Below are 20,517 nucleotides of genomic sequence, written 5' to 3'. Positions count from 1 at the left end.
TCCGTGGATCGAGCTGAGGGAAAAGGTTGCGGTACGATAAGGTCCCTTGGCACGATCACGGAGCAAAAGATGCACCGCCCCGGTTCATTCGTTAGGGTTCCAGATTCTAAGGAAAAAAGCCTTTGCCAGAAATGGTAACCGGCTGGCTGTGTGCCATTCAACGTCTTTACCTGAAAATTCCGGTAAGGGTGCCAAAGCTACCTGCACAACCGTCCAGATACCGTAAAAGGCCAGGGTGTCTCGCGTATCGATCCGAAAATGCAGCCCCTCGTCCGTTGGGCTCAGCATCGCGCGGGCGTCACCGAAGTCGAGCAATCGATCGACCCCAGTGGCGCCGATCGAACGGCAATATTCGTCGTAAAGGGCGCAGACCTCGTTTACGCCCTGTTGCGCATGCTGGCCTGCCACGAACGCTTCGGCGGTATATTTGAACATAGGCACTCCTTGCCAATCCGCGCGCACATTGAATTATCAAATTCGGCCCTCGGTGACTTCGCCACCTTGGTCCTGCACGTTCATGGCGCGGGTTTTCGATACAGATCACTCGGCATATGACAACTCATACGTGCGGAATTCATGCACGCTTTCGTCGAGCGCTCGACTACTACTTCTATTAGTCGCCTGCGCGCCGAAACTCGTGTCCAGTACCCTCAAACGGGATTTCTTCGGAGAATGATGATGGAGATACTGGCTGTGCCGGCCGCAGCGCGCGGAGAATTTGCTGACTTGATCGATGCGATGCATCGGCTACGAGCCCGTGTTTTTGGCGAAAGGCTGGACTGGGACGTAGACATAAAGGACGACCGTGAGGCTGATGCTTACGATCAATTCAATCCAACCTACATCTTAGCTGTCTCTACCGCAGGTGCCGTGGCGGGCTGTGCGAGGCTTCTTCCGGCTAGTGGGCCGACGATGCTCGCCAATACCTTCCCGCAACTCCTCGCATCGCGAAGGTTGGAAGCTCATGCAGGCATGGTCGAAAGCTCGCGCTTTTGCGTCGACACCACGCTCGACGAGGGCAGGATGCAGGGGCTTCTCCACAGGACGACGCTTGAAATGTTCGCCGGTATAATCGAGTGGTCGATGGCGAACGGCTATCACGAGATCGTCACAGCAACTGACCTCCGTTTCGAGCGCATTCTGAAGCGCGCCGGCTGGCCAATGCAACGCCTTGGTCGGCCATGTACCATTGGCAGCACGATGGCCGTAGCAGGCGTGCTTCCTGCCGACGCCGCGAGCCTTAATCGGATTCTCGCTGCTGCCTGTCGCCAGGGACACATGTGCACCACAACTTCGCTGCTGGCTGCACGGCGTGGAATGGCGTCTTCTGCCGATTTAGCGCAATCGGCTACACCGCCCACAGAGAACGACGCAGGTCCTAACGAGGATCAGATCACAACTGACGCTGCGCAAAAGAGGATAGCTCTTTGAATTCCGCGCGACCGCAGATCCTGATCGGTTCGACCGATGCGGATTACTATCTGCTACTCGTCCACATCCTGGAATCCGAGGGATATCAAGTCATTCTTGGTTCCGGGGTCGAAGAGATCGTGCATTTTGCAGGCGAGTACGATGTCGGAGCCATCCTTCTTGATTGTCGATCGGGAGAAGACTGGGCTCCCGCAGCCTGTGTAAAGCTGAAGCAGGAGCCGCGGACATTCGGGATTACGACGGTCGGGTTGATTGGCCCCGGTGCGGAAAGTCGGTTTATCGATCTGCTGAAGGCCGGAATTGACGAGAATTTCGTACGACCGATTACTCCCTCCAAGCTGCTCGGCTTCCTTCGCGACCGTATCCTCCTTCCGCAACTTTCGGGTCCGATGGCGAGCGACGGTCACATCCTCGTCTATGCAGGAATTGAACTGAATACCAACAGGCATAGCGTCAGGCGTCTCGGCATCAACGTCCACTTGGGGCCGATCGAATTGCGGTTGCTGCAGTTTCTGATGGAGAACCACGAGCAGGCGTGTAGTCGCGCACAACTCATCGAAGCTGGTTGGCCCGAGCGCCGTTTCGTCGACGTCAAGACGGTGAATGTCCATATCGGCCGGCTGCGCAAGGCGCTGAGCGTGACCGGCGGCCCGGATCTCATCCGCACGGTTCGATCGTCCGGCTACATGCTCGATGGTTCCAGTCAGGAACGATCGCACCACAACCCGGGTCAGCCGGGTGAAGGGACTGGCGACTAGGACAGCATCCCGGTTGACGAAAGGAACAGCTCTCATGGATCTGGTAATCCGAAATGGAGGTCTCATCACCGGCGACGGCAAGACGTTTCACAAGCGGGGTGCCGTGTATGTCCGGAAGGGACGGATCGCCGGTGTCGACACCGCCGCAGGCGCTGAACTCGCGGCAAGAGAAACCATCGATGCAGCCGGCGGCATCGTTATGCCAGGTCTCATAAACGCACATGCGCATGGATGTATTCGGGGGCCTTCCATGCCGAGCGGCTCGAAGCCATTTGAAGGCGAAGATGTTGCCTATTTCCGGAACCGCCATCTTCTTCAGGGAACAACGACCCTTCTCAACGTTTGCGGCCTAGCTACGGCTGACGAAGTAGATGTAGACGAGGCAGAACCTCATGCAATGGATATCCGCATTTCCACGGCTCACACTCCGAAAAACATTGAGGCGGCGCTTGTGGTCGACGGCAAGGGACTTTCGGCACGGCACCTGAGTGCGACGATAGATGACCTGTTGGCCTCCGGCGCGGTCGCGCTTGGTGAGGCAGGTGGCGGGCAGACACTGGGTGGTGGAGCGCAAGAATACAGGTTCATCCCGCAAGCGTTCCTGCAGGAGTTCGGGGTCGAAGTGACGCCCGCAGCCGCGAGGCGTTTGAAGAACGCCGTCCTTGGCCGCTATCTCGATCCGGAAGACGGCCTAGCGAATTTGAAACTGACCGACGAGCTCGAGCGTTGCGGTCTTTCCGGGGTCACCGGAGCGGATCGCGTTCGCGACATCATTACGCAATCGGTGATGCCTTCGGTTGCCCTCTCGCTGGCCGGATTCGATGAAATCGCCCGCGAAGCCGAGCGGGTCGGATATCCCGCGATCTTCCACAACGCGGCGCCATCTGCGAAGCGCTTGATCGCCGTGGTCGAGAAGCACCCGAAGGCACGTTTCGTCGCCGGTCATAGCAATCACCCGAGCTTTCTCCCGGACGAGGCGGTCTCGATCGCCCAGAATCTGAGAAGAAAGGGGGCTATCATCGACGTTTCGACATTGGATTGTATCGGGACGCGCTGGCGCAACGATCCCTCCAACCTCGACGCACTGATCGATGCGGGCTGTGTCGATACGATTTCGACCGATTTTGCCGGCGGGCATTGGGATGGAATTCTTGAAGCGATCCAGCGGATGGTCAGAAAGAAGCAGTTGTCTGCCGCGGAGGCGGTTGCCCTTGCGACCGGGAATGTAGCGCGCGTCTTCACTCAAATGGCCGGTGATCGAGGGCTGATTGAAAAGGGCAAGCGCGCAGATCTGATCGTTGTCGACCACGTTAATCTGAGCCGCGTCAGGCATGTCGTGATCGCAGGCTGTATCGTTGTCAGGAATGGCCGGCTTGTCTGACGGCTTCAACCTGAGCCTGGCTCTCGCGCCGACGCCGACAATGTTCAGCCACGGCCGCAATTACGATGCCGACGGATGCGATCCGACTGACACAGGGCGCAGTTGTCGACATGTCAGTCGATCAATCGCGTCCTCAGGCACTGGAGGAGGGGAAAAGCATCTCCTCTTTTCAGTGCCTCAAAGGCCTGCAGGACAGTATTTTGTGCCTTGGGAGCAAGCTTGCCCCGCGTTGCTACCGAGAACTTGTTGATGAGATCTTCCCAGGCTAAGGGGCGCGCCTTGTCCCCGCGCGGCGAGGTCACCTTAGAGGTGATCAATCTGCCGTCGATCATTTGCAGGCATACCTGCGCGAGGGTCTCTGTCGGAAAGCGTGCGTCGATCTCAGGACTGACCGAGAGATGAACCTTGCGGGCGAATTCGAGGAGGTCGGCCCTATCCAACTGCGCATTACCGACTGGCGCCAGTGCCGTAGGCCCATCGACAACAGCAATCGCCATGCAATAAGGCAGGCTGTATTGGATCTCCGTCAATGTCCTGGGAGACACGGTGTTTGAGAGCCGGAGAGCCCATCGAAAGGTCTGAACTTCGATTGATGCAATTTGTTCGGTCCTGATGTCCGCAACTTCCGAAAGCGCCGCAAAGGCATCAAGAGCGGGATGGATGTAGCGGCAGCAGGAATAGGGTTTGAAATAGACCCTCGAGATCTCAGCTGGATCACCCAAGTCCGCGATGATGCTCGGCCAGTCGAAGTGCGACGCATGATCGAGCAAATCCTGTGGCCCGGTAAATCCCCGCTCCGCGAGGCGCAATGCGGTCAGGCCCGTCACGACACTCCAGGGAATACCCTCCTTGACGTCGTTCCCGGTGAGGTTGGCATAGCCGGAGCTGCCGTTTGCCTCCTGGTTTGGTGCGAGCACTCCGGCCACAGCGAGGGCGTGTGCGAGTGCCGGGGGATCGGTTCTGTACAGGCGCCCGGCCGTGGCCGCAGCAGCATAGCCGGTCCAACGTCCCGATTGTCGGCTTTTGATCGCTTGCGGGTTCTGCGCCACGGCAATCCGAAGTCCGATCTCGTATCCGAGAGCGATTGCGGTCAGGAGGTCGTTGGCGGACGTATCGATGGCAGATGCCACGGAGAGTGCTACGGGTATCACAGCCGCACCGGGATGACCGCGCGCGGCGCGATGACCGTCGTCGAAATCGAGCGCGGAGACTGACGCAGCATTACAGAACGCCGCGGCAGTGACTCCGAGACTTTCCCCCGTAAACCAGACCGAAGCCCGACCGGCTCCAAAATCGTAACGAGCGACCTCGCGGGCTTCGCGCGCACTCGGAATATCGCAACCGACGACGTAGGCGGTGACTGCATCCACAATACAGCAGGCCGCACTTAACCTCAGGTCGGGCGGCAGAGCAGCGGAAGGATAGTTCACCAGATACTCTGAGAGGATTTCGGTGACAAACATCCGGCGCTCCGTAGAGTTTGGGCCGCCTGACATCAGCTCGTGCCAGATGACTGCACAGGTGACGTCGTGCCCGCAACTGGCGAGAACCATGTTTCGTAAACATGAGCGGCGACGTAAAGGTCCAGCATCGGCAGGCCCACGCACGTCATGAGGATCGGGAATTCCGATCCTCCGTCCGCCTCGCAGAAATCCTTTAGGTTCATGACACCGAGCGCCGGGCCGAGCTGCTCCAACGTTGATCCGTTGCGCGAGAAGTAAAGCGCCAGGCTTTGCGAGTTTCGCCGCGACACCATGGAAATGTCGTCACAGAGCGCCAGTCCGGACCGAAGAACTTTTTGGATATGGCCGGACGGCGTCTCGTCTCCCCCAAGATGCAGGATAACGGCATTTGGGCAAATCTCTGCGCTCTCAAACACCGGTGCGCTGGCATTGGAGGCGGTGATGACAAACCGGCAATCACGCAGCCTCTGATTATCCGCGACAGCTTCAAGCCGAATTCCAGGTGACTGTCTCTGTCCTTTTACGAGTTGGTGCGCGGAAGTGCCTGAGCGGCTGCGCACGAATATTTTTGAGATGGTGCCGGCTCCGAAATGATCAAGCACTCTGATGATCTGCTCGGCAATGGGGCCCGCTCCAAAGAGGAAAACAGAGAGTTCTTCTGTTTCGGGAAAGAAAAGTTCAAGCGCCATTGAGGCATAGGTTGCCGTTCTTGCGGCAGAGATATCGGTTCCGTCCATCACGCAAAGCGGGCGCAGCGTGAAGCTGTCGAGCAGCAGGATCGTCGACGTCGAACGTGGCTGACCCAGTCGACGGTTTATCGCATTGGCACCAACCACCTTTACGGCGGCGTATCTGCCCCCGACGCTGGAGAGCGCAGAGAGCTTCCAGCCCAATCGCTCGCCTTGCAACGTATCCCGGTACGCTTCAAACTGGGGTTGGTTCCACAAGGCGGCTTCGGGAAAGGACAAAACAGATTTCAGGCCATGGGCCTGGCCCAAGCGGATGTCGGACCAAGCTGCCCTGGCGGCATCGTGGAGCGCGGATGCCTCGAGATGTACGCCGAGGCGTTTCATTTCCGCAAGTGAAATGTATCTGGGTGTGCTCTCCATCACCGTTCTCCGAGGAATTGTCGACGTCATGCGACCGGGAGCAATTTCACATCTGGAACGGCGGGATTAAAGGAAAGGTTCGGATACATTTTTGTCGTCTTTAAATGAACGACTTCTGTCGCTAAGCCGAAAGCCGAACCGTAGCTGTTGACAAAGTAGTTTTGGGCGCGTGGCCGCGCTACTGGAGCTACTTTTCTCCGTCCCCCAGATAAGAATCGATGCTGACTTTGTGGAGCCTTTTACGCGCTTCCACCGAGGCCAGCCTGACGTCGGACTTTCTTCTACCGATCTTCCATACCAATATTTGGCGGCATGCAGGTCGCCAAGGTTCTTATAACACTCCCCCAGTCGCTCTCCGAGATATCCGGCATCCAGCGACTGGTCGCCATCTGGCCCCATGAAAAGATAAATAATTGATGGCGTCCGCTGCATTCCCGCTCGCGATCAATTCTTTTGCACGGCGCACTAAATGATTGAAGTCATGCAAGACTTTGTCTCCAGCAACGCAACATGGGTACGTTGCGACTGTATCAATAATTGCGCAAGGATTGTTATTGTGGCATGCTGTTACGCAATCCGGAGGTGTGGCATGAACGTTTCCATTGGTGACCGCTGGGAAGCCTTTGTATCCAACATCGTGAAGGACGGCCGTTACGGCTCCGCGAGCGAAGTGGTGCGCGAAGGCCTCCGTCTGGTCGAGGAACGCGAACAGAAGTTGAGGGCTCTGAGCAGCCTCCTCAACAAGTCGATTGCCGAGGGCGGTGAAGTGTCCGATGCTGATATTGACGCGGCGCTGGAGGCTAAAGCCGCACAGCTGACCAAGGAGGGATTCTAAGCGTGCCGCAGCTTCGTATGCTGCCTTCGGCGCTCACCGATCTGGTCAATATCCTCGAATACATCACCCGCCAAAGCGGCAGCTTGGTCGCGGGCCGCCGCTTTGTGGGGGAACTTCGGCAAAAGTGCCGCACACTTGCCGACCTGCCTGGCACGCTCGGCCGATCGCGGCCGGAATTGCGGGCCGATATCCGCAGTTCGGCGCATAAGGGATATGTTATCTTCTTCCGCTACGTCGATGACCGTTTTGAGGTAGTCAACATCATCGAGGGACACCGCGACATCGACGAGCTGTTTTCCTCGGCTGATATGGACGAGTGACATCCTGGCTGCCTGTCAGGGCTGTCCCTGCGACCGCGCTTTTCGCCCGGCCGCGTTAGATATTAACTTCGGTCAGTGTAATCTCGGAGTACATACCCGCGCCCGCCAGCCACTGATTCAAGGCCAACATCGTGGTCGTCTTGGTGCGGCCGAGGCGGATCGACAGGCAGATGGGGAGGGGCGCACAAAGCCGCGACGCCTGGGCGGGAATGGGATCGAAGCGGGTGCGGCAGTATTTGCAAATCACTTCGTCTGGAGCGCGCGCCAATTGCTTTGCACATATTGCTCGTCGTTCTGCGCCGAAGACGCTAGACCCGCGCGTAAGTGAGTGATCAGGGAATTTAAGCCTTTGCTCAAGCTTGGCGGGGTCGCCACCCGCGATGGCGGCAATCGCCGATAGCTCGGCTAAGTGCGCAAAAAATGTGCTACTGAGTAGCAAACTGGGCTCGAAGGAGTTAAGCCGATGAGTGTGAAATCGTCGATCTCGCTTACTGAGCAGCAGGATTCGTTTGCCCGTTCGCTGGTGGAGAGCGGCCGGTATTCCAGCATGAGTTCCGTTCTTCAACAGGGCCTGGAACTGCTTCGCCAAAAGACCGAAACTGAGGCCGTCGAAACGGCAGCACTTCGCGAATTGGTCCAGCGGCGATTGAACGGACCAATGATTTCTGCGACGGAAATGGAAAGCCGCGTCGCGGCAATGATTGAGCGGAAGCGACGGGTTGTTCGTGTGGACTCTTGAATATTCTGAGGATGCCGAACGCGATTTCGAGTTGATCTTCGATCATTTGTTCGATGCCGATGTCGAACTCGGGGACGCGCCTGACGAGGCAGTGGAGCGTACCGCTGAACGGATCCGCAAATTGCGTGTCGAATCGATCGTCTCGTCGATACGCCTTATATCGGGACTCTGCGCCCCGATATTCATCAAGGGATTCGGTTTCTTCGGCGGGACAAGGCAGCTATTTGGATTCTTCCGGTGGAACATAGCCGCGCAATCGTTGTCGCGGCAATTTTCTATGGTGCGCAGGACCACATCAGAAATATGCTCGCACGTATGTTGGCGGGTAAGCCTACTGCCCCGATGCCTTCGTCAGATTGACTCTAAATCGGTCGCGTCGGCGGTGGTACCTGCGGCTGATTTCCGCACTCGCATGGCCAAACTGCTTTTGCACGTGGCGGTCGTCGCCTTCGGCCGAGGAGGCCAAGCGGGCGCACAGCGAATGACCGGAGAATTTGGCTGCTCTCACGTTGTCTTCGCCGAGGTCGCCATGCAGGCCGGTGGGGGGCCGTGGGGGACTCAGTGACCAAGTGATGTTGATTTTCGGTTGCAGACTGGGCTTGCAAACAAAAATGCCGTCACGTCGGAGTATGCCGGTATCAGCCGACCAATAAGCGGATGAGCGGCCGGAGCGATTCCTCTTTATCCAGTGCGCACACTTTATCAATGGCTTCGCAAGCACCGCTGTCTCCCACGACAGGGCTCGCAAGTCGTAAGAACTTGCCCTCGAGAGCTGATTTCTGCATGGGGTTACTAGCCTCTCCCTCCGCAACGTCTACGTGCCTTTCAAAGCTCTGCCCGTCGCGCAACTGTAACCACGCGCTTGCGGCGTGAGCGCCCCGAGGTGAGGCGTGGATGGTATTTGGCCTTAGCTCGATACTGTCTTGAAACCGCCCGGCGATCTCGTCATGAAGCCAATCATCCAAGAACCAGTCGGGACCCGGCTCAACGCCCAACACGGCCATAGCGATGGCGTACGGTGCGCTGAACTGCGCTGCCCACATGTGCCGCGGACGCGCTTCGCTAAATGGCGGTTCGCACACGATCGGAGGTGCGGTCACGACCAGCTTGGCGTGCAAGCCGTCGGCGGGATCAATGCCGGCCATCCGGACGACGTCGCGGCTGGCTTGGACACTGCTTTGGATGAGCCGACAGCAACTGAAGGGCTTGAAGCCAACCCGGAGAATTTCGAAGGCGGCACCCAAGCCATTGGTCAATCGATCGAAACGGCACTCGTCGGCGCCCGCCATTCGCCAGAAACCTGTCTCTCCCTCGAAGACATCCAAAGGCCCCTCGTAGCCGGCAGCGGCGAGGCGCGCGCCGATGACGCCCATTTGCGCGGCCATGCCGAAATTGTTCTTCGCCATCGATGGAGTGTCTCCATAGACGGTCTTCATGACGGACGCGACTGGTGCATTCGCGCCGGCGATCGCGATTGCATGCGCCGCTCGCCCGGGGTCGAGCCGCATGAGTTTCGCTGCCGCCGCCGCTGCACCGAATATCTGCCAAGTCCCATGGCCGTGAATCGCCTTTCTGGGCTGGACGTGAGCCAGCGAGATGCCAACGCGGCAGCTCACCTCATAGCCGGTGATCACGGCTTCGAGTAATTCTGTGCCCGAACACCTTGTGTGCTCGGCGACCGACAAGGCCGCGGCGATAACGGTGGCTCCCGGGTGGCCCTTCTCGTATATGTCGTCGAAGTCAAGCGCGTTGATCAGGGTCGCCCTGGCGAAGGCCGCCGTCGCCGGCTCCCTACGACCGTTGAAGGAACCGACGGAGGAGGGCACTACCTCGCTATCCGCTCGCAGTGCCGCCAGCATGCCGGCCACCGGCATTTGATACCCACCGAACAGGCAGCCAAGCGAGTCCAGGAGGCAGAGCTTGGCCTTGTCGATGACGTCGCCGGGAACGCGAGCGAGTGCTTCCTCGGCGATATAGCTGCCGAGCGTTTGCGTGATGAAAGCGGTCATATCTGGTGTCCGATTACCCGAGGATGGAGATTGGAGGTCCATTTTCAGGGGGGCGTTGTCTACGTGCTACTAGAAGAAATTGGTGCCCCGAAGGTCTGCACAGGCGAGCTGCAGGAGGAATTGCAGCGCTCACCGCGGCTGCAACCTCGGTAGACGCGTGCCTGATCGACAAACGAAACCTTGTGCGACGCGGCGGGAATGAGCTTGCGAACTGCCGCCACACGGTCGAGATCGAGGTGTGCGGAAACCAGGCCGACCTGATCGACGGCGCGGGCTATGACCTGTCCCCAGGGGTCGCAGACGAGAGAGTTGCCGTAGGTGAAACGGCGATCTCCGTCTGCTGCAGTGTAGCCTCCGCACTGACCACAGGCGACGAAATAGACCTGATGCTCGATCGCGCGTGCACGGCAGAGCACTTCCCAGTGGTCCTTGCCGGTCTGTAACGTGAAGGCCGCGGGTAGAATGACCACATCCACGCCGGCGTCTGCGAGCGCATCAAAGAGCCGGGGAAAGCGCAGATCGTAGCAGATGGCACAGCCGATCCTGAAGCCGCCGGCTTCGTAGAAGAATAGGCTTTCTCCAGGCGCAACGGTGGCGGATTCTCGATACTTCTTGCCATCTGGCGCCTCGATGTCGAACAGGTGAACTTTGCGGTAGCGGCCCACCTCGTTACCGTCCGGATCAAAGACGACCGTTGTGTTGTAGATCTTTGAACTTCCATCGACCCTTTCGAGCAAGCTGCCGCCGTGGATCCAGACCTTTTGCCGGGCGGCGAACGCCTGCAACATGCGATAGGCGTCGCCGCCCGGCATATGATCAGCCGCCGCCAGTTTTTCCGCGACCGTGCCGCCGGACCAGTCGAAATGTTCCGGAAGAACGATGAGATCTGGTGTATCGCGTGCGATTGCCAGCTGCATCAGGCTCTCGGCCGCGCGCAAATTGCTGTCGCGGTCGGGTTGGGAGTTCATCTGGACGAGGGAAATCTTCATGACGTGATCCGATCCAATTCGAAGATGGAATGGCCGGCCTCAAGGTAGGGCCGGAGCTTAAGGGAACGCTGTTGGCGCTCGAGGGCGGTGTCAGCGATGCAGCGCATATCGGAGGGATCGGCAACGAAGACACCCTCCGTATCTGCCAGGACCGCATGCCCGGGCAGCACGGCCGCCCCGCCACAGGCGATCGGGACGTTGATCGCGCCACCGATCTGGTGCCGGCGGCTGGTCGTCTTGGACGAGACTCCACGACACCAGACCGGGAAACGGCTGGCGCGGATCTCCTCAATGTCGGTGCAAGGACCGTCGACGATAATGGCAACGGCGCCGCGAGCTCGGGCAGCAGCAACGACACCGCCGCCGACGCAGGCAACGTCGTCCCGGTCGACCCGGGAGATGACGAGAACATCTCCCGGGCGGAGCAGATCGATTGCCGTATAGATGACGACTCCATCGCGGCCGGGCGCGGCGACCGTGACTGCCGTTCCAATTGCCTTGGCCGGAAAGACCGGCGCAATTCCTGCCCCAACAAATCCAAGATATTCGAAGTGGCCGATGGTTGCGGTTTCGACACCCTCCAGCAGTGTTCGCAGTGCGTCTGGTATCGCTTCAGGTTGTTTCTTAATCTTGTATGGCTGGGTCATCGACGAAACTCCGATCTGCCCTATGGTTCACAAATCAGACCGGGCGCTCGCCGGATGTCGTCGTCCGATGCATGATCCGGATGGTATTCGGGTCAAATGAATCGCGCCGGTGCATCGTGCAACGGTTGTCCCACATCACGATGTCGCCCACGCTCCATTTCTGGACGAAGACTTCAGGCGCGTTGGTGGTGTGCTCCCAAAGCCTTGAGATCAGGTCGCTGCTTTCATCGAGCGGCATGCCGACGATCCACGCCCCTTCCGACGTCCCACCAAGATAAAGCGCCTTGCGGCCCGTCTCGCTATGAGTTCTGACCAACGGATGGACGACGCCGCTCCACTCGCGAAAATCCGTGCTCGTCGGCTCGCCTTTCCCGAGGCGCAACTTGCCCGTCTTGTCGTACACATTCTGGAAGAAGATCTGCCGCCCCTCAACGCCCCTGCGCAGCTCCTCGGGGAGCGTTTCGAAAGCGTGGTAGGTTGACAGAAAATACGTGTCGCCGCCGGAAGGCGGAACCTCGATCGCCCGAAGGATGGCGCCGGCCGGTGGGCGTTCGTAAAACCATGTGTCCGTGTGCCATGTCGCTTCGCTGTTGCCGAGCGCGCCGCCAGGCTTGCCGTCCTTCATCACATTGCTGATCACCAGGATTTCGCGATGGATCGGGTGTCCGCCTTCCTGCAACTGCTTGGGATGGATAACGAAATCACCGAAGTGACGGGAGAAGTCGACCTGTTGCTGGTCTGTGATATCGGTCGTCCGAAAGCGGATGACGCCATATTGCAGCCAGTAGGATCGAACCGCGGCAATGTCCGCGTCGTCGTAACCGGAGAAATCGAACCCGACGATGTCTGCGCAGACGTTGCCGTCATTCTGGATTGCCGAAACTCTTGTTTTCATGTGCGTTTTTCGCCTCCGTGTGGGAAGATCCCGGGCTTGGGATCACATCGAGCTTAGCGGAGTGATAAATTGAAATTCCAATATCAATTCTTTCGCATTGATAATGGAGGGCAATAAATACCGCTATTGCTCCAGCAGTTGGACAGCGGAATGGGCGATGGCGAGGTCTACGCGGCAGCCGGCCGAGAGCTTCTCGAGACGGGTCGAGCGGATCATGGACTTCAAGGTGATCCCGCCATCGACGAGCATCCGAGCCTCGAGATAGGCGCCCAGATTGACGACCTTTTGGATGGTACCTGTCAGGCGGTTTGCAGGCTCGTCGAGCGCCCCTGCCGCATCTGCGAGCCTGACGGCCTCCGGTCTGATGCAGCAGAAGCGCACCTTGTCAGGAGCGACGTCGTCTCCCCGCGCGGCTGTGAGCACCGCTTTTCCCGCGCCGAGGGATACCTTCAGGTTCCGATCGGTCCCGGTCTCTGCGGATGCCGGGAGGATATTGGACTTGCCGATGAAATCCGCTACGAAGGAGGTCCTCGGGCGGCCGTAGATGTCCGCGGGCGCTCCTTCCTGCGCGACCACTCCGCCTTGCATGACGATGATCCGGTCGGACATGGCCATCGCCTCTTCCTGGTCATGTGTGACATAGATGAAGGTCATGCCGAGATCTTCCTGGATCTCCTTCAGCTCTACGCGCATCGCTTCCCGGAGCTTAAGGTCAAGGTTTGAGAGCGGCTCATCGAGAAGCAGCACCGACGGTGAGGGCGCAATCGCCCGAGCGACCGCGACCCGTTGCTGTTGGCCCCCTGAAAGTTCCTTCGGATAACGATCCTCAAAGCCCTCGAGACGGACACTTTTCAAGGCTCGTGAGACACCGTCGGCGATTTCCTCGCGGGGCCGGCCCTGCATCTTTAGGCCAAAGCCGACATTCCGGGCGACCGTCATATGCGGGAAGAGTGCGTAGTTCTGGAAGACCAGTCCGATTTTCCGGGCTTCCGGCGGGACGCCTTCCTGATCGCGACCGCGAATTCGGATCTGCCCGCTAGAGGGCGCTTCAAATCCGGCGATCATGTTCAGGGTCGTCGTCTTGCCACATCCGGACGGACCAAGAATGCTGACGAATTTTCCCTTTGGGATGGCAAGGCTGATATCGTCGACGATCCGGTTTGCACCGAACTGCTTGCTGACGGAAAGGAGTTCAATATCGATGGTGGTCATTTGCTACCCCCGTGGAATTGGGCGGAAAAGCCGCCGATCTTTTCGAAAAGGATGATTGCGCCAAGGATGAAGAGGAGTGACGCGACGTTCACGGCCGCAAGCACCGGATCCAGGCTGTATTCGAGATGGTTGATGACGGTGATCGGAAGTGTCGTCTGCCCGGGTCTGACCAGGAAGACGGAGAGTGGGATGTTGTTGAAGGAAATGATGAAGGCGAAGGTCATCCCCGAGAAGAGGCCGGAGCGGATCAGCGGCAAAAGCACATATCTGATCCTCTGCGTGACACTGGCGCCCAGTATGCGTGCCGCGCGGTCAAGCCGCTTGTCGAAACCGAACATCGCGGTGGCCGCCATGCGCACGACGTAGGGCAATGTCAGGATGATGTGAGCCATGACAAGGCCGGGCGTTCCAAGCAGGTCGTAAAGTCCAATCGAGGACAGAAACAGGACGATCGCCACGCCCTTGACGATTTGCGGGACCGACATGGGTGACAAGAGGAACGCCATGATGGCGGTGTGCCCCGGACATCTTGCGTAGGCGACGCTGTAGGCTCCAAGGACGCCGAGCAGTCCGCTTGCGAGCGACACGATGACGGCAAGTTCGACGCTGAGTAGAAACGGATCGAGCCAGCGGCTGTCCCAGAGCGCCGTGTACCATTGCAAGGTCCATTCGCTTGGCAGGAACGTCACGGCCGAAGTGGGACTGAAAGAGGCCGCGACGACGACGACCAGAGGAAGAGTGATGAAGGCCAGGATGGCGGCAAGCGCCATCCTGAACAGATATGTGAGCAGTCGGTTCATTGGAGCCTCCCGACATTAAAGGTGAAGTTTTTGGTGGAGGCGCGACTCCAGCCTGGATCCGATAAAGCCGGCGGCCAGCATCAGGATGAGCAGAACGTTCGCCATCACGGCCGCGAAGGGCCAGTCGAGATAGAACAGCACCTGCTCGTAGACCATTGTGGCCATGACTTTGAAGCCAGCGCCGCCAAGGAGGGCCGGGGTCGCATAAGCGCTTGCGGCCATGGTGAAGCCAATCAAGAAAGAGCTTACGATTCCCGGCACGGAGAGCGGCAGGATGATGTGCCGGATAACAGCAAGACGTGACGCGCCAAGAATTTGCGCAGATTTTTCCAGATTGGGGTTGATACCCTGGAGGCTCGTCAGAAGCGACAGCACACCAAACGGAAGGATGACGTGAGTAAGCCCAACCACAACGCCGAAAAGGTTCTTCGACAAGGGTAAGGGTTCGGTGATCAATCCGGTCCATATCAGCGCGGAATTGATGAAGCCGCGATCTTCGAGAATGATCAGCCAGCCATAGGTGCGAAGCACGACCCCCGCCAGTTCCGGCGCAATGGCAAGCGCGAAGATGACCGTTCGCCAGCGCGATGTGGCGCGTGCCAGATAGTAGGCGAGGGGGTAGGCTAGGACGGTCACGCAGAGCGCAACGAGGCCCGACATCACGACGGTGCGGGCCAGGCCAACAAGGACCAGGTCGTTGCTGAAGAAGCGGCTATAGCTCGCAAGTGTCGGGCTGCCCTCCGTTTGACTTTGAAAGCTGATCCCGATCATCATGCCCATCGGTATCGCGAAAAAGAGCACAAGGACGAGCGACGGGGCTATCAGCGGCACAAGGCCCTTGACAGGGACCGCGGCGCGCAGGGGCTTTGTCGGAGTGGAGCAAATAATAACGGCCATGATCTACCTCACTTGGCCGCCGCGACGACATCACGTTCCCATCGTTCGCCCCAGGCGGATATCCGCGACGCGACCGCAGCGAGATCGGGCAATAGAAGGGCCTTCAGATCCGCCTCGGTGGTGATTTGTTTGGCACGGATATCGGCGGGCACATCGATGTCGATCCGACCGCTGCCGACCTTGTAGCCGGTAACCCATGCCTCCTGGCTGGTCTTCTCGAGAAAGAAGTTGACGAACTTGAGAGCCGCGTCTCGGTTCGCCGCGTCCTTCGGCACGTTTAGGGTTGCGACCAAGGGGATCGAGCCTTCCTTCGGCAGGACATAGTCGACCGGCAGGCCGCTATCGACGAGCAGCTGCGCGCGCCCGTTCCAGAAGGGCATGGCCCAGACGTCGCCCGCCTTTATGTACGTTTCCATGACGGAGGATGATTGCTCAAAGCCGATCGACTGCCCGGCGAGCTTGGCCATGGCGGCAAAGCCGGGATCGACGTTCTCGAGCAGATCGCCGCCATGGGCGACCGAGAAGATCTCCATGAGGTAGGCGGCCATCACGTTTTGGAACGTCGGGAGGATGATCTTGCCTTTGAGGCCATCATCCAAAAGCGCGTTCCAGGAATTCGGACGCTCTGCCAACTTGTCCGTCCGGTAAAGAAGCGAGAGATATTGCACTTCGTGAACCGCGCCGCAGGGACCAGCAACGCCCGCAATCACCGATGACAGATGCTGAAGATTGGGAACCTCCTCTGGCGAGAATTCCTCAAGCAGGCCCTCCTTGCATCCTTCGAGCGATTGAGAAGCGGTCATTACGACGACATCGAAGCCAGGGCGGCCGTTGGTGGCCTTGATCTTGGCATAATCCTGGGAGGCCGAACCGACAGCGTCGTAGATTACCTCGATCCCGAATTTAGCCTCGAAAGGCTCAATGATCCGCTCCCGAATGATGGTTTCGTACGGCCCGCCATAGCTGTTGACGATGAGCGTTTCGGCGTGGCCGTTCGCAGCCAAAACCATTGATACGATCGCAGGTGCGCAAAGCGCAGTGTACCTCATGACGATCCCCTTTGTTGGTGTTGTCGGTTCGGTGACATTGCGCCCGTCAGTCTTGCGATCTCCAATATTGATTTCCCGGTATTGATACGGAAACCATATAAATCGTGTTGCATTCGCTGAACTGGCGGGCGGCTTGCATCGGATTCGGTCTTGTGTGCCTCAAGCTCTACGAATCCGAGCGTTGGGTTTATGCGCGCTGCCATAGGCAGCCGCTCCGTCACCCCGGCTGGCAGATTTCGTTGACCAGGTTTGGATTGGATTTCAGGGATTTGAAGATATGAAGCCAGAACCGGTAATGGCTTTCGCGATTGAGGTCCCTGGCCTCGAACGCGCGCTTGGCCGCGGCGGTCACGGCGTCGCAGCCGTAAAACTCCATTGCAAGTTCCACAGCCGCCGCCACCGCGACGTCATGTTGCGCATCCGCCTCGGTTGACGGTTCCAGTGCATTCATCAATGGCTTCGACATGGCGACTCTCCTTTGAGAGTCCGGCGGGGGAAATGTGGCCGGACGGTCTCACAGCGAAGATCGCGTCGTCCGGAAACACACGGTGCCACTCATATCGAGCAAGTTGAATCTTAGCTTATTTCCCGCTCTGGGAGAAGTCAAAATTCTCCGCCGACATCGTTCATCGACCCCTTGGAGGCCTTTGGGCCAACGTGGAGGAGATTTTGCCGTAGCTACTTTGACTGCTCGCCTGACGGATTTTATACGTAACTCACGATTGCCGTGGCACGATGTGGCGGCGGTTGATGGTCGCCGGGCGGCCCTTGATGGACCGGGTCGTATCGTGCTTTTCGCGTTCAGCCACGACGTTCCCCTTCGCCACGACGCAAAGCCGCTCGGCGCGCAAGCGCACCGCCTCGATCGGATTGCCCGCATCGAGCACCACCAGGCTTGCCGATTTGCCAACGGCCAGGCCGAGATGATCGAGCCCCATGATCTCGGCGTTGACCTTGTTGACCATGTTGAAGCAGGTGCACATGTCCGCGGGCGAGGACATCTGGGCGGCGTGCAATCCCATGAAGGCGACGTCGAGCATGTCGGCTCTGCCGAGGGAGTACCATGGATCGAGCACGCAATCCTGGCCCCAGCCGGGGCGGATGCCGGGCTTCAGCATCTCGGGCACGCGCGTCATGCCGCGGCGCTTGGGATAGGAAGTCAGTACGCTGTCGCTGTGCCCCTGGGTGTGTTTCGCTCTTCTCTTTCAATAGCGGAGATGGTCTAAAGGTCGTGGTTGGGAGACTTTTGAAGGGGCCAGAATCATGCGTTGTCCAAACGCGTGAGCAATGAAGCCGGAAACTGGAGCTTCTGTCCGGATAAAGAACCTGAGGGGCGTTATGTTTCTGATCGACCGTGAACTGGAGGCACTCACCGCCTTTCGGCGCGACCTGCACCGGCGGCCGGAGGTCTCGGGCGAGGAGCGGGAGACGGCGGAAACGGTCGTCAAGGCGTTGGCTGAGACAAAACCGGATGCGGTGATTAACGGCCTTGGCGGGCATGGGGTTGCGGCGATCTATGAAGGACGCGAGCCGGGCCGGACCGTCATGGTGCGGGCCGAGCTCGACGGGTTGCCGATCGAAGAGATTTCCGAGATTTCCCATCGCTCGGAGTTTAAGGGCAAAGGCCACCTCTGCGGCCATGACGGGCACATGACGATCCTGATGGCGCTGGCCAAAGGGCTCGGGCGCGAGCGGCCGGTGAGGGGCCGTGCGATCCTGATGTTCCAGCCGGCGGAGGAAAACGGCGCGGGTGCCGCGGCCGTGCTCGCCGACCCGAAATTTGCGGCAATCAAGCCGGATCTCGTCTTCTCGCTGCACAATTTTCCGGGCATCGGCTTTGGTCATGCGGCGCTTCGCAGCGGGCCAGTGAACTGCGCCTCGCGCGGCATGCGGATTTCGCTGTCGGGAAAAACGGCGCATGCCTCGACGCCGGAGGACGGCATTGCGCCGACCTTTGCTGTTGCCGCGCTGCTTTCCGGCCTGACGGCGCTCGGCAACAACGGGCCGCTCGACGACACCTATACGCTTGTCACGGTGACGCATGCGCGGCTCGGCGAGGCGGCCTTCGGCATCAGCCCAGGATACGCCGAGATCTGGGCGACGCTCCGGACGCTGACCGACGAGCGCATGGCCCACCTCGTGGCCCGCGCTGAGGCTCTGGTTGCCAGGGAGGCGGAGGCTGCCGGGCTGAAGGTGACGATCGGCTATGAGGACGTGTTCCACCAGTGCAGCAATGCGGAGGCGACTGTCACCGCGCTCGAACGTGCCATGGACGAGGAGGGCGTCAGCCACGACAAGGGCGAGGGCGTGCTGCCGATGAAGGGGTCGGAGGATTTCGGCCTTTTCGGGAGCGTGGCGCCAGCGGCGATGTTCTTCCTCGGCGCTGGCGAAAACCATGCGCGGTTGCACAATCCGGACTATGACTTTCCCGACGATCTGATCGGCATCGGCGCCAGGGTGTTCATGCGGGCGATCCGCAACGAACTGGGGTGAGGGCGACGGGCGGTCGATTGCACGGCGGCTGTTGTGACGGCACTCTCTGACATTGCGCAGTTGCGGAGGAAAGCCGTTTCACGTCGCGTCGGATGTACGCTGAGGAGGAGCAAGGGATGAGGCAGTCCAGCGTTCGTGTCGCGCTTTGCCTGGCGCTTGCCATTGCGGGGATGACCGCCGCTCATGCGGCGGATACGCCGGGTGCCGATGCTGTTCCTGAGCCGCGACAGACCGAGAACGCCAGCCTGCGGGACTTCATCAGGGCCAATCCGGATTGCCTGGAATTCACCGATCAATGCTCGCACTGCGTTGTCGTAAACGGCATTGCCGAATGCTCGACTGTTGAGATCGCCTGCATCAAGCAGCAAATCCAATGCACCAGGCGGACCGCTAATTGATACATCCTGGAAACAGGACGTGTACAGGACCTCGTCGCTGACGAAGCCCTGAAGCGCGGCAGTATGGACGCCGCACAAATGTGGTGCGCCCGACTGCATCGGCGATGGCTCATGCCGTGCCGAGATGTAGGCATGTGGAAGCTAGGCTGAGCCCCATTCCAACTCCGCCAGCCGCTCCGTGCAGATCACCTCGACGAGGCGGTGGAGATGTTCGGTTCGCTCGATAAGCCAGGCGAGCGCTTCTTCGGTGACCTCGAAGTGTTTCGAATAGCGTGCCTTCACATAAGCTTCGTTGAGAATGTTGTACCAGGCGGTAAAGCGATGCTGGTCCCGCGGCCAGGCCCCGACGAGCCGCTGATCACGATCCTCGGCGAGACCGCGGAGAAATTTGAGGTTATGCGAAGGTGGGCTGTAGTTGGTAAGGGTGAGGAGCACGCAGGAATAGGCCGTTTCGACAGCTTGATGAAGTTCAAATACTGCGCGGCGTTTGTTTTCCTTCGCGAGATAGAATCTTGAACCTGCGATCAAGTCGCCAATCTCCGGCAGATGAAGATTCGCGCGCTCCTTCGCGACCCTGAGTGCATCTGCAGGCGAGAGCCGTTTCGGCTCGGCCAGCGGCCGGTCATCCAATTCGTAAAGCACGATGCCCTCGCGCAGGATGTCGACGAAGAAATACTGTCCGTCAGCAAGGAAGTTGTTCACTTCCCGGGCGCCATGGACGATCAGCCCAACCGGTGTCGACACTCCCTTGTCCCACATCAGACGATCGGTCGCCTTGTCCCAGTATTCCGGTTCTGCGAGCTTCTTCGAATTGACGATGACGAGGATGTCGTAGTCGGAGCGGTAACCCTTCATCGTATGCGGTTCATCGACCCACGTTCCGCGGGCGTAGGAACCGAACAGGATAATCTTCAGGATCCGGCCGCGCTTCTTGAAGTCGGCCGAGCTTCCCTCGAGCGCATCGGCAAACTCCTCGTGGATGATCTCCACAACGCGGGCAAGCTCGCGCTGTTTCTTCTCGGGAAGATGTTCGAGGCTCGTTTTCATATTCAACCGATAGGATAAAGACGACTCGCCGTCTACTACCGAAAT

General features: G+C 59.1%; 20 protein-coding genes and 4 pseudogenes. 9 read left to right on the top strand and 15 right to left on the bottom strand.

Annotated features, from left to right (window positions below; translation table 11 throughout):
• Window positions 1-84: 84 nt before the first annotated feature.
• Window positions 85-435 (bottom strand): SMa0974 family conjugal transfer regulator, encoded by a 351-nt coding sequence (rctB, locus tag AC070A_RS20180; protein ID WP_492384205.1) that lies wholly within the window; start codon window positions 433-435, stop codon window positions 85-87.
• A gap of 243 nt (window positions 436-678) precedes the next feature.
• On the opposite strand from rctB, the pseudogene traI reads away from it, so the two are divergent.
• The 3 genes and pseudogenes from traI to AC070A_RS20165 form a co-directional block, all read left to right on the top strand.
• A pseudogene (traI, locus tag AC070A_RS20175) lies at window positions 679-1,275 on the top strand (acyl-homoserine-lactone synthase); the annotation flags it as partial.
• 152 nt (window positions 1,276-1,427) lie between these two features.
• Entirely contained in the window at window positions 1,428-2,189 is a 762-nt protein-coding gene (locus tag AC070A_RS20170; RefSeq protein ID WP_492384204.1) for a winged helix-turn-helix transcriptional regulator, read from the top strand.
• Between the two features lie 34 nt (window positions 2,190-2,223).
• A complete protein-coding gene (locus tag AC070A_RS20165) occupies window positions 2,224-3,570 on the top strand; it encodes an amidohydrolase family protein (protein ID WP_492384203.1) in 1,347 nt (448 codons plus the stop codon).
• 113 nt (window positions 3,571-3,683) lie between these two features.
• Here the strand turns inward: AC070A_RS20165 and AC070A_RS20160 are convergent, their stop codons facing one another.
• Both AC070A_RS20160 and AC070A_RS20155 read right to left on the bottom strand, forming a co-directional pair.
• Window positions 3,684-5,033, bottom strand: a complete 1,350-nt coding sequence (locus AC070A_RS20160) for an MmgE/PrpD family protein (protein ID WP_492384202.1) — start codon at window positions 5,031-5,033, stop codon at window positions 3,684-3,686.
• Window positions 5,034-5,065: 32 nt separating this feature from the next.
• Entirely contained in the window at window positions 5,066-6,142 is a 1,077-nt protein-coding gene (locus AC070A_RS20155; RefSeq protein WP_492384201.1) for an ornithine cyclodeaminase, read from the bottom strand.
• A 589-nt stretch (window positions 6,143-6,731) separates the two neighbouring features.
• Here AC070A_RS20155 and AC070A_RS20150 point away from each other — a divergent pair.
• From AC070A_RS20150 to AC070A_RS20135, 4 genes and pseudogenes are all read left to right on the top strand, one after another.
• Window positions 6,732-6,977 (top strand): type II toxin-antitoxin system ParD family antitoxin, encoded by a 246-nt coding sequence (locus AC070A_RS20150; RefSeq protein WP_223729066.1) that lies wholly within the window; start codon window positions 6,732-6,734, stop codon window positions 6,975-6,977.
• Between the two features lie 17 nt (window positions 6,978-6,994).
• The gene (locus AC070A_RS20145; RefSeq protein WP_492384200.1) at window positions 6,995-7,297 is read left to right on the top strand and encodes a type II toxin-antitoxin system RelE/ParE family toxin; all 303 of its coding nucleotides are present in this window, start codon (window positions 6,995-6,997) and stop codon (window positions 7,295-7,297) included.
• A 463-nt stretch (window positions 7,298-7,760) separates the two neighbouring features.
• Window positions 7,761-8,036, top strand: coding sequence for a type II toxin-antitoxin system ParD family antitoxin (locus AC070A_RS20140; RefSeq protein WP_492384199.1), 276 nt, complete (start codon window positions 7,761-7,763; stop codon window positions 8,034-8,036).
• Window positions 8,017-8,396 (top strand): annotated as a pseudogene (locus AC070A_RS20135) (type II toxin-antitoxin system RelE/ParE family toxin). Before AC070A_RS20140 ends, AC070A_RS20135 begins: the two are co-directional and overlap by 20 nt.
• Here the strand turns inward: AC070A_RS20135 and AC070A_RS20130 are convergent.
• From AC070A_RS20130 to AC070A_RS20080, 11 genes and pseudogenes are all read right to left on the bottom strand, one after another.
• Window positions 8,368-8,574: pseudogene (locus AC070A_RS20130) on the bottom strand (integrase); the annotation flags it as partial. The pseudogenes AC070A_RS20135 and AC070A_RS20130 overlap by 29 nt on opposite strands.
• Before the next feature lie 100 nt (window positions 8,575-8,674).
• Entirely contained in the window at window positions 8,675-10,045 is a 1,371-nt protein-coding gene (locus AC070A_RS20125) for an MmgE/PrpD family protein (RefSeq protein ID WP_492384198.1), read from the bottom strand.
• Window positions 10,046-10,104: 59 nt separating this feature from the next.
• Complete coding sequence (locus AC070A_RS20120; RefSeq protein WP_492384197.1) at window positions 10,105-11,034, bottom strand: carbon-nitrogen hydrolase family protein; 930 nt, start codon at window positions 11,032-11,034, stop codon at window positions 10,105-10,107.
• The gene (locus tag AC070A_RS20115; protein WP_492384196.1) at window positions 11,031-11,681 is read right to left on the bottom strand and encodes an RraA family protein; all 651 of its coding nucleotides are present in this window, start codon (window positions 11,679-11,681) and stop codon (window positions 11,031-11,033) included. The genes AC070A_RS20120 and AC070A_RS20115 overlap by 4 nt, the downstream gene beginning before the upstream one ends.
• A gap of 34 nt (window positions 11,682-11,715) precedes the next feature.
• Window positions 11,716-12,576, bottom strand: coding sequence for a TauD/TfdA dioxygenase family protein (locus AC070A_RS20110; RefSeq protein ID WP_494773573.1), 861 nt, complete (start codon window positions 12,574-12,576; stop codon window positions 11,716-11,718).
• Between the two features lie 123 nt (window positions 12,577-12,699).
• Window positions 12,700-13,788 carry an ABC transporter ATP-binding protein gene (locus tag AC070A_RS20105; protein ID WP_492384194.1) on the bottom strand — a complete coding sequence of 363 codons (1,089 nt, stop codon included), beginning with the start codon at window positions 13,786-13,788 and terminating at the stop codon, window positions 12,700-12,702.
• Window positions 13,785-14,588: an ABC transporter permease gene (locus tag AC070A_RS20100; protein ID WP_113133562.1), complete on the bottom strand. Its 804-nt coding sequence runs from the start codon at window positions 14,586-14,588 to the stop codon at window positions 13,785-13,787. Before AC070A_RS20100 ends, AC070A_RS20105 begins: the two co-directional genes overlap by 4 nt.
• Window positions 14,589-14,603: 15 nt before the next feature.
• Window positions 14,604-15,368, bottom strand: a complete 765-nt coding sequence (locus tag AC070A_RS20095; RefSeq protein WP_492384193.1) for an ABC transporter permease — start codon at window positions 15,366-15,368, stop codon at window positions 14,604-14,606.
• Between the two features lie 125 nt (window positions 15,369-15,493).
• Window positions 15,494-16,534 carry an ABC transporter substrate-binding protein gene (locus AC070A_RS20090; protein ID WP_492384192.1) on the bottom strand — a complete coding sequence of 347 codons (1,041 nt, stop codon included), beginning with the start codon at window positions 16,532-16,534 and terminating at the stop codon, window positions 15,494-15,496.
• Window positions 16,535-16,751: 217 nt separating this feature from the next.
• Entirely contained in the window at window positions 16,752-17,000 is a 249-nt protein-coding gene (locus AC070A_RS20085) for a Y4oE-related protein (protein WP_492384191.1), read from the bottom strand.
• Between the two features lie 250 nt (window positions 17,001-17,250).
• Window positions 17,251-17,718, bottom strand: a pseudogene (locus AC070A_RS20080) (amidohydrolase family protein); the annotation flags it as partial.
• Window positions 17,719-17,872: 154 nt separating this feature from the next.
• On the opposite strand from AC070A_RS20080, the gene AC070A_RS20075 reads away from it, so the two are divergent.
• Together AC070A_RS20075 and AC070A_RS20070 are read left to right on the top strand one after the other, a co-directional pair.
• Complete coding sequence (locus AC070A_RS20075; RefSeq protein WP_492384190.1) at window positions 17,873-19,027, top strand: amidohydrolase; 1,155 nt, start codon at window positions 17,873-17,875, stop codon at window positions 19,025-19,027.
• Between the two features lie 116 nt (window positions 19,028-19,143).
• Window positions 19,144-19,425, top strand: a complete 282-nt coding sequence (locus AC070A_RS20070) for a hypothetical protein (protein WP_492384189.1) — start codon at window positions 19,144-19,146, stop codon at window positions 19,423-19,425.
• Between the two features lie 141 nt (window positions 19,426-19,566).
• Here the strand turns inward: AC070A_RS20070 and AC070A_RS20065 are convergent, their stop codons facing one another.
• The gene (locus tag AC070A_RS20065; protein WP_492384188.1) at window positions 19,567-20,472 is read right to left on the bottom strand and encodes a nucleotidyltransferase and HEPN domain-containing protein; all 906 of its coding nucleotides are present in this window, start codon (window positions 20,470-20,472) and stop codon (window positions 19,567-19,569) included.
• Between the last annotated feature and the right edge of the window lie 45 nt (window positions 20,473-20,517).

This window comes from Ensifer sp. GW101-20A05, assembly GCF_059424735.1.
This window is presented reverse-complemented; position numbering and strand designations above follow the sequence as displayed.

Bases quoted from the DNA above. Each gene is read 5' to 3' on its own strand.
- AC070A_RS20125 (WP_492384198.1), bottom strand. From the start codon at position 10,045: ATGACCGCTTTCATCACGCAAACGCTCGGCAGCTATATCGCCGAGGAA.
- AC070A_RS20065 (WP_492384188.1), bottom strand. From the start codon at position 20,472: ATGAAAACGAGCCTCGAACATCTTCCCGAGAAGAAACAGCGCGAGCTT.
- AC070A_RS20165 (WP_492384203.1), top strand. From the start codon at position 2,224: ATGGATCTGGTAATCCGAAATGGAGGTCTCATCACCGGCGACGGCAAG.
- AC070A_RS20110 (WP_494773573.1), bottom strand. From the start codon at position 12,576: ATGAAAACAAGAGTTTCGGCAATCCAGAATGACGGCAACGTCTGCGCA.
- AC070A_RS20070 (WP_492384189.1), top strand. From the start codon at position 19,144: ATGAGGCAGTCCAGCGTTCGTGTCGCGCTTTGCCTGGCGCTTGCCATT.
- AC070A_RS20120 (WP_492384197.1), bottom strand. From the start codon at position 11,034: ATGAAGATTTCCCTCGTCCAGATGAACTCCCAACCCGACCGCGACAGC.
- AC070A_RS20155 (WP_492384201.1), bottom strand. From the start codon at position 6,142: ATGGAGAGCACACCCAGATACATTTCACTTGCGGAAATGAAACGCCTC.
- AC070A_RS20115 (WP_492384196.1), bottom strand. From the start codon at position 11,681: ATGACCCAGCCATACAAGATTAAGAAACAACCTGAAGCGATACCAGAC.
- AC070A_RS20150 (WP_223729066.1), top strand. From the start codon at position 6,732: ATGAACGTTTCCATTGGTGACCGCTGGGAAGCCTTTGTATCCAACATC.
- AC070A_RS20160 (WP_492384202.1), bottom strand. From the start codon at position 5,033: ATGTTTGTCACCGAAATCCTCTCAGAGTATCTGGTGAACTATCCTTCC.
- AC070A_RS20090 (WP_492384192.1), bottom strand. From the start codon at position 16,534: ATGAGGTACACTGCGCTTTGCGCACCTGCGATCGTATCAATGGTTTTG.
- AC070A_RS20105 (WP_492384194.1), bottom strand. From the start codon at position 13,788: ATGACCACCATCGATATTGAACTCCTTTCCGTCAGCAAGCAGTTCGGT.
- AC070A_RS20075 (WP_492384190.1), top strand. From the start codon at position 17,873: ATGTTTCTGATCGACCGTGAACTGGAGGCACTCACCGCCTTTCGGCGC.
- AC070A_RS20145 (WP_492384200.1), top strand. From the start codon at position 6,995: ATGCTGCCTTCGGCGCTCACCGATCTGGTCAATATCCTCGAATACATC.
- AC070A_RS20085 (WP_492384191.1), bottom strand. From the start codon at position 17,000: ATGTCGAAGCCATTGATGAATGCACTGGAACCGTCAACCGAGGCGGAT.
- AC070A_RS20140 (WP_492384199.1), top strand. From the start codon at position 7,761: ATGAGTGTGAAATCGTCGATCTCGCTTACTGAGCAGCAGGATTCGTTT.
- rctB (WP_492384205.1), bottom strand. From the start codon at position 435: ATGTTCAAATATACCGCCGAAGCGTTCGTGGCAGGCCAGCATGCGCAA.
- AC070A_RS20095 (WP_492384193.1), bottom strand. From the start codon at position 15,368: ATGGGCATGATGATCGGGATCAGCTTTCAAAGTCAAACGGAGGGCAGC.
- AC070A_RS20100 (WP_113133562.1), bottom strand. From the start codon at position 14,588: ATGAACCGACTGCTCACATATCTGTTCAGGATGGCGCTTGCCGCCATC.